This is a genomic window from Pseudomonas sp. DL, assembly GCF_047199225.1.
Lineage (GTDB): Bacteria > Pseudomonadota > Gammaproteobacteria > Pseudomonadales > Pseudomonadaceae > Pseudomonas > Pseudomonas aeruginosa.
In genome coordinates this window covers 365,853-380,833 of sequence record NZ_CP178323.1, presented here as the reverse complement: position 1 = coordinate 380,833, position 14,981 = coordinate 365,853, and the positions used below count along the sequence as shown (strand labels likewise).

General features: G+C 69.1%; 14 protein-coding genes. 6 read left to right on the top strand and 8 right to left on the bottom strand.

Features of this window, described 5'->3' with window-relative positions:
- Window positions 1–28: 28 nt before the first annotated feature.
- Genes ACI766_RS01725 through ACI766_RS01715 form a run of 3 tightly spaced genes read left to right on the top strand, consistent with a single transcriptional unit; the run spans window position 29 to window position 3,618 of the window.
- Complete coding sequence (locus tag ACI766_RS01725; protein WP_023086906.1) at window positions 29–1,414, top strand: DUF2868 domain-containing protein; 1,386 nt, start codon at window positions 29–31, stop codon at window positions 1,412–1,414.
- Window positions 1,407–2,786 carry a GTPase/DUF3482 domain-containing protein gene (locus ACI766_RS01720; RefSeq protein ID WP_023086905.1) on the top strand — a complete coding sequence of 460 codons (1,380 nt, stop codon included), beginning with the start codon at window positions 1,407–1,409 and terminating at the stop codon, window positions 2,784–2,786. The genes ACI766_RS01725 and ACI766_RS01720 overlap by 8 nt, the downstream gene beginning before the upstream one ends.
- Before the next feature lie 34 nt (window positions 2,787–2,820).
- Window positions 2,821–3,618: an FkbM family methyltransferase gene (locus ACI766_RS01715; RefSeq protein WP_003112965.1), complete on the top strand. Its 798-nt coding sequence runs from the start codon at window positions 2,821–2,823 to the stop codon at window positions 3,616–3,618.
- Window positions 3,619–3,644: 26 nt separating this feature from the next.
- Here ACI766_RS01715 and ACI766_RS01710 read toward each other — a convergent pair whose 3' ends face one another.
- The 3 genes from ACI766_RS01710 to ACI766_RS01700 all read right to left on the bottom strand — a co-directional run bounded on the left by ACI766_RS01710 (window position 3,645) and on the right by ACI766_RS01700 (window position 6,258).
- Complete coding sequence (locus tag ACI766_RS01710; protein WP_003110588.1) at window positions 3,645–4,439, bottom strand: thymidylate synthase; 795 nt, start codon at window positions 4,437–4,439, stop codon at window positions 3,645–3,647.
- A 205-nt stretch (window positions 4,440–4,644) separates the two neighbouring features.
- Entirely contained in the window at window positions 4,645–5,445 is an 801-nt protein-coding gene (gene lgt, locus ACI766_RS01705) for a prolipoprotein diacylglyceryl transferase (protein ID WP_003112963.1), read from the bottom strand.
- Window positions 5,446–5,454: 9 nt separating this feature from the next.
- Window positions 5,455–6,258 (bottom strand): sulfite exporter TauE/SafE family protein, encoded by an 804-nt coding sequence (locus tag ACI766_RS01700; RefSeq protein WP_003110587.1) that lies wholly within the window; start codon window positions 6,256–6,258, stop codon window positions 5,455–5,457.
- A gap of 121 nt (window positions 6,259–6,379) precedes the next feature.
- Between ACI766_RS01700 and ACI766_RS01695 the strand changes: the two genes are divergently transcribed.
- On the top strand, window positions 6,380–7,135 hold the full coding sequence (locus ACI766_RS01695; RefSeq protein WP_003112962.1) for an NRDE family protein: 756 nt from the start codon (window positions 6,380–6,382) through the stop codon (window positions 7,133–7,135).
- 3 nt (window positions 7,136–7,138) lie between these two features.
- On the opposite strand, the gene ACI766_RS01690 is transcribed toward ACI766_RS01695, so the two are convergent.
- From ACI766_RS01690 to ACI766_RS01680, 3 genes are all read right to left on the bottom strand, one after another.
- Window positions 7,139–8,176 carry a sensor domain-containing diguanylate cyclase gene (locus tag ACI766_RS01690; RefSeq protein WP_003112961.1) on the bottom strand — a complete coding sequence of 346 codons (1,038 nt, stop codon included), beginning with the start codon at window positions 8,174–8,176 and terminating at the stop codon, window positions 7,139–7,141.
- Window positions 8,177–8,294: 118 nt separating this feature from the next.
- Complete coding sequence (gene ptsP, locus ACI766_RS01685; protein ID WP_003084404.1) at window positions 8,295–10,574, bottom strand: phosphoenolpyruvate--protein phosphotransferase; 2,280 nt, start codon at window positions 10,572–10,574, stop codon at window positions 8,295–8,297.
- A 22-nt stretch (window positions 10,575–10,596) separates the two neighbouring features.
- Window positions 10,597–11,076, bottom strand: a complete 480-nt coding sequence (locus ACI766_RS01680; protein WP_003084400.1) for an RNA pyrophosphohydrolase — start codon at window positions 11,074–11,076, stop codon at window positions 10,597–10,599.
- Between the two features lie 203 nt (window positions 11,077–11,279).
- On the opposite strand from ACI766_RS01680, the gene ACI766_RS01675 reads away from it, so the two are divergent.
- Both ACI766_RS01675 and ACI766_RS01670 read left to right on the top strand, forming a co-directional pair.
- Complete coding sequence (locus ACI766_RS01675) at window positions 11,280–11,933, top strand: HAD family hydrolase (RefSeq protein ID WP_003110585.1); 654 nt, start codon at window positions 11,280–11,282, stop codon at window positions 11,931–11,933.
- 49 nt (window positions 11,934–11,982) lie between these two features.
- Window positions 11,983–13,224 carry an MFS transporter gene (locus ACI766_RS01670; protein WP_016263934.1) on the top strand — a complete coding sequence of 414 codons (1,242 nt, stop codon included), beginning with the start codon at window positions 11,983–11,985 and terminating at the stop codon, window positions 13,222–13,224.
- Here the strand turns inward: ACI766_RS01670 and ACI766_RS01665 are convergent.
- Window positions 13,197–13,664, bottom strand: coding sequence for a DUF2269 family protein (locus ACI766_RS01665; RefSeq protein WP_003158448.1), 468 nt, complete (start codon window positions 13,662–13,664; stop codon window positions 13,197–13,199). The genes ACI766_RS01670 and ACI766_RS01665 overlap by 28 nt on opposite strands.
- Window positions 13,661–14,932 (bottom strand): SDR family oxidoreductase, encoded by a 1,272-nt coding sequence (locus ACI766_RS01660; protein ID WP_003158447.1) that lies wholly within the window; start codon window positions 14,930–14,932, stop codon window positions 13,661–13,663. The genes ACI766_RS01665 and ACI766_RS01660 overlap by 4 nt, the downstream gene beginning before the upstream one ends.
- Window positions 14,933–14,981: the final 49 nt, after the last annotated feature.

Here is a 14,981-nt window from a genome sequence, read left to right as displayed (position 1 = left end):
CGGCAGGGAAATCGACACAGGAGGTGACTTGAGTCACACGACGCATCCCGGCCTCGACGCCCTCTGGCTGACCGAGGCCGTTCGCCTGCGCGAGGAGCAGGCCGGTCCGCTGGAAGACAGCGAGGCGGTTCGCCAGGCGCTGGCCCAGGGCGGTTCCCTGCCGCGCCGTATTCTCACCCGCGCCCACTGGCTGGGCCGCCGCGAGGGCCTGCTCGACGCCCAGCGGACCTGGCGCCAGGGTTCGCGGCTGGCGCTGGCCCTGCTGCTGGTGCTGGCCCTGGCCAGCGGCGCCGGACTGGCCTTCGCCGCGCTCGGCGATGGCCAGCGCCCGGTCAACGTGTTCTGGGCGCTGGCCAGCCTACTCGGCCTGCACCTGCTGACCCTGCTCGGCTGGGCCCTCGGCCTGCTCGCCGGCGGCGAGGCCGCGGGCGCGCTCGGCCGGCTCTGGCTGTGGCTCAGCGGCAAGCTGGCGCGCGATGCCCGCGCCGCGCACCTGGCGCCGGCGCTACTGGTCCTGCTCGGCCGGCGCCGGCTGGCGCGCTGGGGCCTCGGCGCGCTGGTCCACGGGCTCTGGCTGCTCGGCCTGCTGACCGCGCTGGCCATGCTCCTCGGCCTGCTGGCGACCCGCCGCTACGGTTTCGTCTGGGAAACCACCATTCTCGGCAGCGATACCTTCATCGCCCTTACCCAGGCGCTCGGCGCCCTGCCGGCGTTGCTTGGCTTCCCGTTGCCGGACGCCGAGCTGATCCGCGCCAGCGGCGACGCCGCCCTGGCCAGCGAAGCCGCACGGCACGCCTGGGCCGGCTGGCTGGTAGGCGTACTGCTGGTCTATGGGGTCCTGCCGCGCGCGCTGCTCGGTCTGCTCTGCCTGTGGCGCTGGAAACGCGGCCTGGCCCACCTCGACCTGGACCTCGACGACCCATGCTACAGCCTGCTGCGCGAACGCTTGATGCCGGCCAGCGAACGCCTCGGCGTCAGCGTCGCGGCACCGGACTGGCTGCCGGAGCCGCAGGGCGGCCAGTCCAGCCAGGAAGCCGCCGGAGCGGTGCTGGTGGCGGTGGAGCTGGACGATCGCCGGCCCTGGCCGCCGAAGCTCGCCGAAGGCGTCGCCGACGCCGGCATCCTCGACGACGGCCAGCAGCGCCGTCGCCTGCTCGAACAACTGACCCGCTACCCGCCGGCGCGCCTGGCCATCGCCTGCGACCCGCGTCGCTCGCCGGACCGCGGCACCCTGGCACTGCTCGGCGAACTCGCCCGCTGCGCCGCCAGCACCCGCATCTGGCTGCTCCAGGCTCCGCCCGGCGAAGCGCTCGACAGCGACCGCCTGGGTGACTGGCACGCCGCCCTGGAACGCCTGCAACTGCCGCACGGCGAGACCTCGCCGCTGGCCTGGCTGGAGACCGGCCATGACTGAGCCGCTGATCCTGGCCGTGGTCGGCCACACCAATACCGGCAAGACCTCGCTGCTGCGCACCCTGACTCGCGACCGCGGATTCGGCGAAGTCTCCCATCGCCCCAGTACCACCCGCCACGTCGAGGGCGCCAGGCTGTCGGTGGACGGCGAAGCGCTGCTGGAACTCTACGACACGCCCGGCCTGGAAGACGCCATCGCCCTGCTCGACTACCTGGACGCCCTGGAGCGCCCCGGCGAGCGTCTCGATGGCCCGGAACGCATGGCGCGGTTGCTGGACAGCAACGAAGCGCGCGGGCGTTTCGAACAGGAAGCCAAGGTGGTCCGCCAGTTGCTCGCCTCCGACGCCGGGCTCTACGTGATCGACGCCCGCGAACCGGTACTGGCCAAGTATCGCGACGAACTGGCGGTGCTCGCCGGCTGCGGCCGGCCGCTGCTGCCGGTGCTGAACTTCGTCGCCAGCCCGCAGCATCGCGAGGAGGAGTGGCGCGCCGCCCTCGCTCGCCTGGGCCTGCACGCCCTGGTGCGTTTCGACAGCGTGGCGCCGCCGCTGGACGGCGAACAGCGCCTCTACGAGAGCCTGGCGCTGCTGCTGGAGCGCGCCCGGCCGCAACTCGACCGGCTGATCGCCGACCATGAGACCCAGGCCGCCGCGCGCCTGCGCGCCGGGCAACGGCTGATCGCCGAATTGCTGGTCGACGTCGCCGCCTGCCGGCGCCTGGTGCCCGGCGGCGAAAGCGCCGTGCAGGAAGCCACCCGCGACCTGCACCAGCAGGTGCGCAAGCGCGAGCAGGCCTGCGTGGAAGCGTTGCTGCGGCTCTACGCCTTCGCCAGGGACGACGCCCGCGCCGCCGACCTGCCGCTGCTCGACGGCCGCTGGGGCGACGATCTGTTCAATCCGGAGACCCTGCGCCAACTCGGTATCCGCCTCGGCGGCGGGGTTGCGGCCGGTGCCGCGGCCGGCGCCGGCATCGACCTGCTGGTGGGCGGCGTCACCCTTGGCGCCGCCGCCGCCCTCGGCGCCCTCGCCGGCGGCGCCTGGCAGACCGTCGGCCACTACGGCTCGCGCCTGCTCGGCAAGCTCAAGGGCGCCCGCGAGCTGACTGTCAACGACGCCGTGCTGCGCTTGCTCGCGCTGCGCCAACGGCAGCTCCTGGCAGCCCTGCAAACGCGCGGCCACGCGGCGGTCGAGGCGATCCGCCTGGAAACCCCGGAGGACAAGCAGTGGCGCGAAGGCAAGCTGCCGGAAGCGCTGCGCAAGGCGCGCGCGCATCCGGAGTGGTCGTCGCTGAACGGCAGGCGGGTGGGCGGCAGCGACCGCCAGGAACAGATCGACGCGCTGGCCGAATTGCTGGAGAGCGGGCGCGGGGAATGACAGACTGGGCGACGATCGCCCAAGAGGTAGGCCCATGCCCTTCGTTTCCTACGCGCAGAACCTGGAAGACGTCCGACTCTGGCGGGCCCTGAAACTCTTCCCCAGGGGGTTCTACATCGACGTCGGCGCCAACCACCCGCGGATCGACTCGGTCACCCTGGCGTTCTACGAGCGCGGCTGGCGCGGCATCAACATCGAACCGCTGCCCCACCTGCACCGCGAGCTGGAGCGGGAACGGCCGGAAGACCTCAACCTGAACCTCGCCATTGGCGAGCGCGAAGGCCGCGCCACGCTCTACGAGATGGCCGCCTCGGGTCTCTCCACCCTGGACCCCGAGCTAGCCCGCCAGCGCCAGGCCGAGGGCTGCACGGCCACCCCGCGCGAAGTGAAGGTCAGCACCCTGGACGCGATCTGCGCGGCCCATGTCGAAGGGCCGATCCACTTCCTCAAGATCGACGTCGAAGGGCTGGAAGGCGCGGTGCTCCGCGGCCTCGACCTGAACCGCTGGCGCCCGTGGCTGATCCTCGCGGAAACTCCATTCGACCACGACCCCGAGTGGAAAGCGCCGCTGCTCGCCGCGGGCTACCGTTTCGTCCACTTCGACGGCCTCAACGGCTATTACCTGGCGGAGGAACAGGCACGCCTGGAAGGCGCCTTCGCGCTACCGCCGAACCTGCTGGACGACTTCCAGCTCTGCCATGGCCATGCCATGAGCCATCCGGTCGCTCCGCTGGAGCAGGCCCTGGAACAGGCGCTGCAACGCGCAGAAGATGCGGAGCGGGCTTTGCGGGACTGGCGCGCGCTTCCCTGGTACCGTCGCCTGTTCGGTTGAGCGGAGCCGACGGCTCCGCCGAAGGGTCAGACCGCGACCGGTGCCTTGATGTGCGGATGGGCCTCGTAGCCGACCAGCTCGAAGTCCTCGAAGCGAAAGTCGAACAGATCCTTCACCTCGGGATTCAGCTTCATGCTCGGCAACGGCAGCGGCTCGCGGGTCAGCTGCAGGTCGGCCTGCTCCAGGTGGTTGGCGTACAGGTGGCAATCGCCGCCGGTCCAGATGAACTCGCCCGGCTGCAGGCCGGCGACCTGCGCCACCATCAGGGTCAGCAGGGCATAGCTGGCGATATTGAAGGGTACGCCGAGGAAGATGTCCGCCGAACGTTGGTAGAGCTGGCAGCTGAGCTTGCCGTCGGCGACGTAGAACTGGAACAGCGCGTGGCAGGGCGGCAGGGCCATCTCGTCGATCAGCGCCGGGTTCCAGGCGGAGACGATCAGCCGGCGCGAGTCCGGATTCTTCTTCAGCATCGCCATCAGGTTGGCGATCTGGTCGATGTGGCGGCCGTCCGGCGCCGGCCAGGAGCGCCACTGGTAGCCATACACCGGGCCGAGGTCGCCGTTCTCGTCGGCCCATTCGTCCCAGATCGAGACGCCGTGCTCCTTGAGGTAGGCGATATTGGTGGAGCCCTTGAGGAACCACAGCAGCTCGTGGACGATCGACTTGAGGTGGCACTTCTTGGTGGTCACCAGGGGGAAGCCCGCGGCCAGGTCGAAGCGCATCTGGTGGCCGAACACGCTATAGGTGCCGGTGCCGGTGCGGTCGCTCTTGAAGGTGCCGTGCTCGCGCACGTGGCGCATCAGGTCGAGGTACTGTTTCATCGGAGGCTCGGATCGATATCGGTGCGGCGCCGACGTGGCGGCTCCCACCGAGGGATGACAGAAGGATGGCCAAGTCTACGGCGACGGAGCCTGCATCGCCAGTTCGGCGCGACCGGCGCAAGCCATGCACGCCCTGGAGCGGAAAGCCGGCTGCCCGGAGCGGATGACGCCTGCGACGTTATCCGCCCCGGGCACGAAAAGCGGCTCAGGCCGCCTTCGGCTGCGCCGCGTCGCGGCGGTAGGCCCAGACCATCAGGGCAATGCCGGCCAGCACCATCGGTACGCAGAGCACCTGGCCCATGGTCAGCCAACCCCAGGCGAGGTAGCCGAGCTGGGCATCCGGCACGCGGACGAATTCGACGACGAAGCGGAAGATCCCGTAGCACAGCACGAACAGGCCGGAGACCGAGGCGGTCGGCCGTGGCTTGCGGGTGAACAGCCAGAGGATGACGAACAGCGCCACGCCTTCCAGGGCGAACTGGTACAGCTGCGAGGGATGCCGCGGCAGCGGGCCGCCGTTGGGGAAGACCATGGCCCAGGGCACATCGCTGACCTTGCCCCACAGTTCCGAGTTGATGAAGTTGCCGATGCGCCCGGCGCCCAGGCCGATGGGCACCAGCGGGGCGATGAAGTCCATCAGCTGGAAGAAGCTCTTGCCATGGCGCTTGCCGAACCACCAGACCGCCAGCATCACGCCGAGCAGGCCGCCATGGAAGGACATGCCGCCTTTCCAGACCTCGAAGATCAGCGTCGGGTTGGCGATGTACTCGTCCAGGTTGTAGAACAGCACGTAGCCCAGGCGGCCACCGAGGATCACGCCGCAGGCGACCCAGAAGACCAGGTCGGAAAGGCGCTCCTTGGTCCAGGTCGGGTCGAAGCGCTTCATCCGGCGCGACGCCAGCAGCCAGGCGCCGCCGATCCCGATCAGGTACATCAGCCCGTACCAGTGGATCTTCAGCGGGCCGATGGCCAGCGCAACCGGATCGATCTGGGGATACGTCAGCATCGATAACTCCTACGACAGAAAAGCGAGATCGGGGGTCAGGAAACTTATGCCCACGCTGAACAGCAGCAGGGCGAACAGTCGCTTGAGTACGCGCGGCGACAAACGATGCGCCAGGCGCGCGCCGAAGCGGGCGAACAGCATACTGGTGGCGGCGATGCCGACCAACGCCGGCAGATAGACGTAGCCCAGGCTCCACTCCGGCAACTGCGGGTTGTGCCAGCCGACCGCGATGAACGACAGAGCGCCGGAAATGGCGATAGGAAGGCCGCAGGCCGAGGAAGTCGCCACCGCCTGCTGCATCGGCACGCTGCGCCAACTGAGGAAAGGCACGGTCAGCGAACCGCCGCCGATGCCGAAGATCGCCGAGGCCCAGCCGATCACCGCGCCGGCCAGGGTCAGGCCGCCCTTGCCGGGCACCTCGCGGCTACCCTTGGGCTTGAGGTCGAGAACCATCTGCAAAGCGACCAGGATGGCGAACACCCCGATTATCTTCTGCAACAGCGGCCCCTTGATCTGCGCCGCGGTCAGCGCGCCGAGGGCACTGCCGATGAGGATGCCGAGGGTCATCCAGGCGAACACCGGCCAGCGCACCGCGCCGCGCCGATGGTGTTCGAGAATGGAATTGATCGAAGTGAAGACGATGGTCGCCAGGGAGGTGCCGACCGCCATCTGGGTCAGGACGTCGCCGCCGAAACCGTGCGCGGTGAAGCTGAAGACCAGCGCCGGGACGATGATCAGGCCGCCGCCGACGCCGAACAGTCCGGCCAGCACGCCGGCACAGGCGCCCAGCACGATATAGAGGAGAAACTCCATGCACGCCCCCGTTGGAAAGCCGGCATGGTAACGGAATTGCGCGCCGTGCGGCAGGCGTCGTGCTTGAACGGCGATGGCGGATGCCTTTAGCCTGACGGCCAGCCCATCCCAAGGATCGCGCATGTGCCTGATCGTCTTCGCCTGGCAACCGGGGCACGCCCTGCCGCTGCTGGTCGCCGCCAACCGTGACGAATTCTATGCCCGCCCGAGCCTGCCGCTGGCGGCCTGGGAGGACGCCGAGGGGGTATTCGCCGGACGCGACCTGGAGGCCGGCGGCACCTGGCTGGGGCTCGGCCCGGCCGGCCGTTTCGCCGCCCTGACCAACGTCCGCGATCCGTCGCAGGCTCTCGGCAAGCGCTCCCGTGGCGAACTGGTGGCGGACTTCCTGCGCGGCGGCGGCAACCCGGCCGACTACCTGGCGCAGGTCGCCGGGCGCGCCGCGGACTATTCCGGCTTCAACCTGCTCATTGGCGATCGCCATCAGCTCTGGCACTACAACCCCCGCGTAGGGCCACCGCGCCTGCTGCCGGCGGGGATCTACGGGCTGTCCAACGCGGCCCTCGATACGCCCTGGCCGAAGCTGCTCAAGGCTCGCGCCGCCCTCGCCGAGCGGCTTGCCGAGCCGCATCCGCAGGCCCTGCTGGAGCTGCTGGCCGACGCAGCGCCGGCCGCCGACGGCCAGTTGCCGGATACCGGCGTGGGTCTGGCCACGGAACGCCTGCTCTCCAGCGTGTTCATCGCCAGCCCGAGCTACGGCACTCGCGCCAGCAGCGTCGTACGGGTACACGCCGACGGCACGCGGGAGATGATCGAGCGCAGCTTCGGGCCGTCCGGCGCCCGGCTCGGCGAGGTCAGCCTGGTGCTGCCGCCAGGCTGACCTTCAGCAACAGGCCACGCAATCGCGACGCTGCTTGGCCCGATAGAGGGCGTCGTCCACCCGGCACAGCAGCAGGTCGAGGGTCTCGCCATCATTCAGCACGCCGACGCCAAAGCTGGCGGTCAACCGCTCGCCCATCTCGAAGGACTGCGAGCGAACCCGCTGGCGCAGGCGTTCGGCCAAGGCCGCCGCGGCCTCCAGGCCGGTTTCCGGGAGCAGCAGGATGAACTCCTCGCCACCCCAGCGCGCCAGCACGTCGACCTCGCGCAGCTCGCTGGCAACCAGGCGGCCGAAGGCGACCAGCACGCGATCACCGGTGGAGTGGCCGAACAGGTCGTTGATCCGCTTGAAGTGATCGACATCGATCATCACCAGTGCCGTGGCGCGTCCATGGCGCTGCCGGCGCATCCATTCATGGTGCAGGCACTGCTCGAACTTGCGTCGGTTGTACAGCTCGGTGAGCGGATCGATTTCGCTCAGGCGCTGGGCCTCGGCCATCTTCGAGGCCAGCGCCTGGTTGACCCGGTGCAGCGCCTCGGTGCGCTCGGCCACCAGTTCCTCGAGACGCAGGTTCCAGTCGAACAGTTCCTCGTTGCGCTGCTGCAACTCCAGCTCGACCAGCTTGCGCTGATGGATCTCGTGGTGCGCACCGATCATCCGCCGCGGCTCGCCGCGCTCGTCGAACTCGACGAAACGCCCGCGATCGCTGATCCACAGGTAATCCCCGCTGTAGGTGCGGCAGCGGTATTCCTCGCAGTATTCCGGGCTTTCGCCGTCGAGGTAGGCCTGGAAGCTGGCCATCACCCGCGGATAGTCCTCGGGATGGATGATGCTCTTCCAGGTCTCCACGCTCTCCGGCAGGCTATGCGGCGGATAGCCGAGCATCAGGTACCAGCCGGCGCTGCGGCTGACCTGGTTGGTCGCGATGTTCCAGTCCCAGATCCCGTCGCTGACGATCTCCAGGGCATATCGCAGGGTTTTCTCAAGGTCTTCGCGTGACAGCGGAAGAAGACCTGGCGGCTTCGACGCCCGTTCGTCCATTTTGCGGCAATCCCTCGCACGTTCGACTGGCCAGTGGCCTCTACCGAATGGCAGGCAGTCTATACGCTTGCGGGGAAAGCGTAAGCGCCGCACGACGAAGCGTCCGGCGCGCGGGAAATCAGGGCTGGACGGTAGCCGCCGGGTTGATCACGCGACCCAGGCCGAGGTTGCGCAACGCCAGGTGCAGCGAGCTGTGGATGACCTGCGGGTTGTCGAAGGTGAGCAACTGGCCGAGCAGGTCCCGGGCCTTGTCCAGGGTGATCTGGCGCAGCAGCCACTTCACCTTGGGCAGGTTGGTGGCGTTCATCGACAGGCTGTCGAAGCCCATCGCCATCAGCAGCACGGCAGCCGCGGGATCGCCGGCCATCTCGCCGCAGATGCTCACCGGCTTGCCTTCCAGGTGGGCATCGTCGACCACCTTCTTCAACGCATGCAGAACGGCCGGATGCAGGTAGTCGTAGAGGTCGGCGACCCGCGGATTGTTGCGGTCGACCGCCAGCAGGTACTGGGTCAGGTCGTTCGAACCGACCGAAAGGAAGTCGACCTGGCGGGCCAGCTCGCGGGTCTGGTACACGGCGGCGGGAATCTCGACCATCATGCCGATGGGCGGCATGGCGATGTCCACGCCCTCGTCGCGCACCTCGCCCCAGGCGCGGTGGATCAGGTGCAGGGCCTCTTCCAGCTCGTGGGTGCCGGAGATCATCGGCAGCAGGATGCGCAGGTTGTCCAGTCCTTCGCTGGCCTTGAGCATGGCGCGGGTCTGGACCAGGAAGATCTCCGGGTGGTCGAGGGTGACGCGGATGCCGCGCCAGCCGAGGAACGGGTTGTCTTCCTTGATCGGGAAGTAGGACAGCGCCTTGTCGCCGCCGATATCCAGGGTGCGCATGGTCACCGGCAGCGGGTGGAAGGCACTGAGCTGCTCGCGGTAGATCGCCAACTGTTCCTTCTCGCTGGGGAAGCGGTCGTTGATCATGAACGGCACTTCGGTGCGGTACAGGCCCACTCCCTCGGCGCCACGCTCCTGGGCGCGGGCGACATCGGCGAGCAGGCCGGTGTTGACCCAGAGCGGCATGCGGTGGCCGTCGAGGGTCTCGCAGGGCAGCTCGCGCAGGGCCGCCAGGCCCTTGCTCAGCTCGCGCTCCTCGGCGACCACGTCGCTGTACTGGCGCACCAGCTCGGCGGAGGGGTTGGTGTAGACCTCGCCGTGGTAGCCATCGACGATCAGGTCGATGCCGTCGACCTTGGAGTACGGCAGGTCGACCGCCCCCATCACCGTGGGGATGCCCATGGCACGGGCGAGGATCGCCACGTGCGAGTTGCCCGAGCCGAGCACCGAGACCAGGCCGACCAGGCGCCCTTCCGGCACCTCGCCGAGCATCGCCGGCGACAGCTCCTCGCTGACGATGATGGTCTGTTCCGGGTAGGTCAGGTTCTGCTTGCGTTCTTCCTGGAGGTAGGCGAGCAGGCGGCGACCGATGTCCTTGACGTCGGAGGCGCGCTCGCGGAGATAGGCGTCGTCCATCAGCTCGAAGCGCTGCACGTGCTCCATCACCACCTGGCGCAGGGCGCCCTGGGCCCACTGGCCGGTACGGATGATGCGCTTGACCTCGTTGCCGATGGAGGCATCGTCGAGCATCATCAGGTAGACGTCGAACAGCGCGCGTTCTTCCTTGCGCAACTGGCTGGCGAGCTTGCTCGACAGCGCGCGCATGTCGGCGCGAACGCCCTCCAGGGCCTGCTTGAACAGGGCGATCTCGGCGTCGATGTCGTCGACCTGCTTGTCCGGCACCACTTCCAGGTCGGCCGGCGGCAACACCACCACCGCCTTGCCCACCCCGACCCCGGGGGCGCCGGGCACGCCGACGAACTTGGCTTCCTGGATGCCCTTGCCGAGCTTGCCCAGGCCGCGGATCGAACCGGTCGCCTCGGCATGCGCGATGACCCCGGCGAGCTGGGCGCTCATGGTGACGAGGAAGGCTTCCTCGCCTTCGTCGAACTGGCGGCGCTCCTTCTGCTGCACCACCAGCACCCCCATCACCCGCCGATGGTGGATGATCGGCGCGCCGAGGAACGACGCGTAGCGCTCCTCGCCGGTCTCGGCGAAATAGCGGTAGCGCGGGTGGGCGGCGGCGTTCTCCAGGTTGAGCGGCTCCTCGCGGGTGCCGACCAGGCCGACCAGGCCTTCGCTGGGAGCCATGCTGACCTTGCCGATGGAACGCTTGTTGAGGCCTTCGGTGGCCATCAGGACGAAACGCTGGGTCTCGGTGTCGAGCAGGTACACCGAGCAGACCTGGGTACCCATGGCTTCCTTGACCCGCTGCACGATGATGCCCAGCGCCGCCTTCAGATCCTTGGCGGAGTTCACTTCCTGGACGATCTTGCGCAGCGTGTTGAGCATGCTCGGGGCCTTGTCTCCGTGTTCAGTCCCGCGCCAGAAGGCGCGGGGCCAGTTCCTTCAGGGCGCGGCGGTAGACCTCGCGCTTGAAGGTCACCACCTGTCCCAGGGGGTACCAGTAACTCACCCAGCGCCAGCCGTCGAACTCGGGCTTGCTGGTGATATCCATGCGCACGCGCGCCTCGTCGGACATCAGCCGCAGCAGGAACCATTTCTGCTTCTGGCCGATGCACAGCGGCTGGCTGTGGGTCCGCACCAGGCGCTGCGGCAAACGGTAGCGCAGCCAGCCGCGGGTGCAGGCCAGGATGCGCACGTCCCCGGCCTCCAGCCCGACTTCTTCGTTCAACTCGCGATACAGCGCCTCTTCCGGCGTTTCGCGATCATTGATGCCTCCCTGCGGGAACTGCCAGGCTTCCTGATTGATACGCCGCGCCCACAGCACCTGCCCCGCCTCGTTGGCGAGAATGATGCCGACATTCGGGCGAAAACCATCGGAATCGATCACGCTGGGACATCCTCGAAATCGCATGTGCCCGCATTGTTCCATAAAGCTTGTGATAGCGGCAACGCGCGGCTTTGCGACTCGTGCGGGGAGGATACAGGGCCGGCAAAAGCCGGTAGGCTAGGGGCTTTCCCAAGGCCCGGTGGGAGCCTTCGCAAAAGGCTCTCGCGGCCCTTCCGCCACCCGCCAACCGATGGAGTCACCCCGTGCGTCTGGCCCTTTTCGATCTCGACAACACCCTGCTCGCCGGCGACAGCGACCATAGCTGGGGCGAATGGCTGTGCCAGCGCGGCCTGGTCGACGCCGCCGAATACCAGGCGCGCAACGACGCCTTCTATGCCGACTACGTCGCCGGCAAGCTCGACGTCCTTGCCTACCAGGCCTTCACCCAGGCGATCCTCGGTCGCACCGAGATGGCCCAGCTGGAAACCTGGCACCGCCAGTTCATGCAGGAAGTGATCGAGCCGATCGTGCTGGCCAAGGGCGAGGCGCTGCTCGCCGAGCACCGCGCCGCCGGCGACCGGCTGGTGATCATCACCGCCACCAACCGCTTCGTCACCGGCCCGATCGCCGAACGGCTCGGGGTGGAGACCCTGATCGCCACCGAGTGCGAGATGCGCGACGGCCGCTACACCGGGCAGACCTTCGACGTGCCCTGCTTCCAGGGCGGCAAGGTGGTGCGCCTGCAACGCTGGCTCGACGAGAACGGCCTGGACCTGGAAGGCGCCAGCTTCTACAGCGACTCGCTGAACGACCTGCCGCTGCTGGAAAAGGTCAGCCGGCCGGTGGCCGTCGACCCCGATCCGCGCCTACGCGCCGAGGCGGAAAAACGCGGCTGGCCGATCATTTCCCTGCGTTGACCCACTGACAGGCGCGCCGTCCGACGGGCGGCGCCACGGCGGCCCCAGGATGCCCCACACAGCCCCCGCTCCCGGCTCGCTGCGGCCGGTCGTGATCGTCGCCCTGGTCACCGCGCTATGCCTGGCCGGCGACTCGATGCTTTATATCGCCTTGCCGATCTACTGGCACGAGGTCGGCCTGGAGGCGCTCTGGCAGGTCGGCGTGCTGCTGTCGATCAACCGCCTGATCCGCCTGCCCTTCAATCCGCTGATCGGCCGCCTGTACAAGCACCTGGCACTGAAGACCGGCCTGCTCCTGGCGGTCGTCATCGGCGTGCTGAGCACCGCCGGCTACGGCCTGGCCAGCGGTTTCCTGGCCTGGGGGCTGCTGCGCGGACTGTGGGGGATCGGCTGGTCGTTCTTCCGCATCGGCGGGCTCTCGGCGGTGGTCTACTGCGCCGCCGACCACCAGCGCGGCCGCGCCATGGGCCTGTACAACGGCCTCTACCGCCTGGGCAGCCTGGTCGGCATGCTGCTCGGCGGGCTGCTGGTGCCGGTCCTCGGCCTGCCGGCGCTGGCGCTGTCCTTCGCGCTCCTGGCACTGCTCGGCCTGCCGCTGCTGGCGAAGGGTTTCGACCTGCCGGAGAGTCCCGCCGGACATGCGCGGACCTCCGCCGCAACGGCAGCCACCAGCGTCGCCAGGCGCCCGCCGCCGCGCGGCCTGGTGATCCTCAGCGGCTTCGCCACCGCGCTCCTGATCCAGGGCGTACTCGCCGCCACCCTGAGCGCGCTGATCGCCCGCAGCTTCGGCACCGAGGTCAGCCTGCTCGGCCTGGCGCTCAGCGCCGCCGGCCTCTCCGGGATCATCCAGGCCCTGCGCTGGTCCTGGGAGCCCTGGCTGGCCGGGCGCTTCGGTGCCTGGTCGGATGGCCCGCGCGGGCGTCGGCGCTTCTACGTGGCTGCGCTACTGGTCGGCGCAATGAGCTTCGGCCTGCTTTCCAGCAGGCTGCCCATTCTCGCCTGGCTGGCCATCGCCCTGCTGGTGATGCTGGTCGCCACCGCCCTCACCACCCTGACCGACGCCCTCGCCGCCGACGTGGCCCGCGCCGGCGACGTGGTCGGTTTCATGACCCGCTACTCCATCGTCCAGGACCTCGGTGCCGCGCTGGGCCCGGCCCTGGCCTTCCTCCTGCTGGAGCGGCCCGGCGGCTTCGCCTGGTTGTACTGGGGCGGTTCCCTGGCGCTCCTGGTCCTGGCGTTGCTCTGGTTGCGCCGAGCGGACTCTCAGACCGGCTTGTTGACCATCAGGTAGAAGATGACCATGAAGGCGATGAAGGCCGGCCAGCCGAGGATGAACCAGGCGTTCATGTAGCGGTACGCCAGCGGTTCGATGGGCCGCGCCTCGCGCAAGGCCGCCTCGGCCATGTCGCGTACGCGGATCTGCAACCACACCACCGGTAGCCAGCAGAGCCCGGCGAACACGTAGAGGCCCAGGCTCCACAGCAACCAGCCCTGGGCCAGCGACCAGCCGGCGACATGCACCATGGCCAGGCCGCTGAGCGGCTGGAACACCGCGGTGGTGGCGATGAACAGCCAGTCGGCGGCGACCAGGTGGCGGAAGGTCACCGCGATCACCGGCAACTGCCCGCTGCGCCAGGCGCGCAGGGCGTAGTAGGCCGACCCCAGGCCGGTGCCGAAGAGAATGGTCGAGGAAAGGATATGCAGGGTCTTCAGCAGCAGGTAAAGGTTCATCCACGGGCCTCCCTGGCTCGAGGTTCGTCGCCCAGCAGCCAGAGCGTGGCCACCATCAGCACGATGTTCTTGCCGACCGCCATGTAGGGGTCGTACCAGTAGTGCGGCAGGATCAGGCTGATCGCCAGGCTGTAGCCAAGCATCAGCCAGAACTGTGCCAGCAGCGCGCGCCGGCGCCAGCGGCGGAGCAGCAGGCCGACGCCGAGCGCGCCGTCGAGCAGGGCCCCGGCGATCACCGCCAGGCTCGCCGGCCAGCCGTGGATGCCGGCCTCGCCGAGGATCCGCAGGCCCCAACCGTAACCCGGCCCCAGGCAGGCGACCAGGGTACCCAGCCAGATCAGCACCAGGGCCGCCAGCATCAGCGGCCGCATCAGCGCCGCCAGGCTGCGTGCCGCCTGCGGCCAGCCGAGCAGGCGACTGGCCAGCGGCGCGCAACGATAGCCGCAGGCCGCATCGAGGAGTGCCGGGTCGGCCAGGTTGTCGTGGCGCACCAGCTTCAGCATCGATGGACTCAGTGTCCGCCAGCCAGCACGCCGGCCAAGCCCGCCCAACGCATCGAGAAGCGCCGCGGGCGGCACCGCATAGCGGCCGCGCGGCCAACCCTGGGCGCGGCGCAGCTCGTCCAGCAGCTCGCCCTGGGTCAGCGCCTGCGGACCCACCAGCGGAATCACCTGCGCCCGCTCCGGCCAGCGGCGCAGCAAGGCCAGCACCGCGCCGACCAGGTCCTCGACATGCAGCGGTTGCAGGCGCGCGCGATTGTCCAGCAAGGGAATCAGCGGTAGCGGCGACAGGCGTTCCAGCCAGGCGCTGCTGGCGCCGCCCGGCCCCAGCAGCAGGGACGGGCGCAGCACCAGCGCCGGGATGCCCAGTTCCAGCAGGTGGCGGTCGGCCGCCGCCTTGCTGGCGAGGAAGGCCACGTCCGGGTGCGCACCGGCGCCCAGCGCGGAAATCTGCAGGACCTTCGCCCCATGGGCTGCAGCGAGGTCGAAGAGTGTTCGCGCGCCGCTGTCCTGGACGCGAGCCATGCTCGCCTCGTCGAGGCTCATGGTGCCGGCGGCATTGATCAGCAGGTCGACCCCGGCGGGCCAGGCGAAGCTGTCCGGCCTTTCCGCAAGCCGCTCCAGGTCGAGCGCCAGCCAGCGTACGCCGGCAGGCGCATCGACCGGCGGGCGGCGCGCGGTGAGGAGCAGTTCGTGTCCGGCGGCGAGCAGCGCCGGGAGCAGGTGCCGCCCGACGAAACCTCCCGCGCCTACCAGCAGAATACGCATGCGTTCCTACAGAACCGGCGAAGGCCGGTGAAGTCCATTTCGTTGGCGT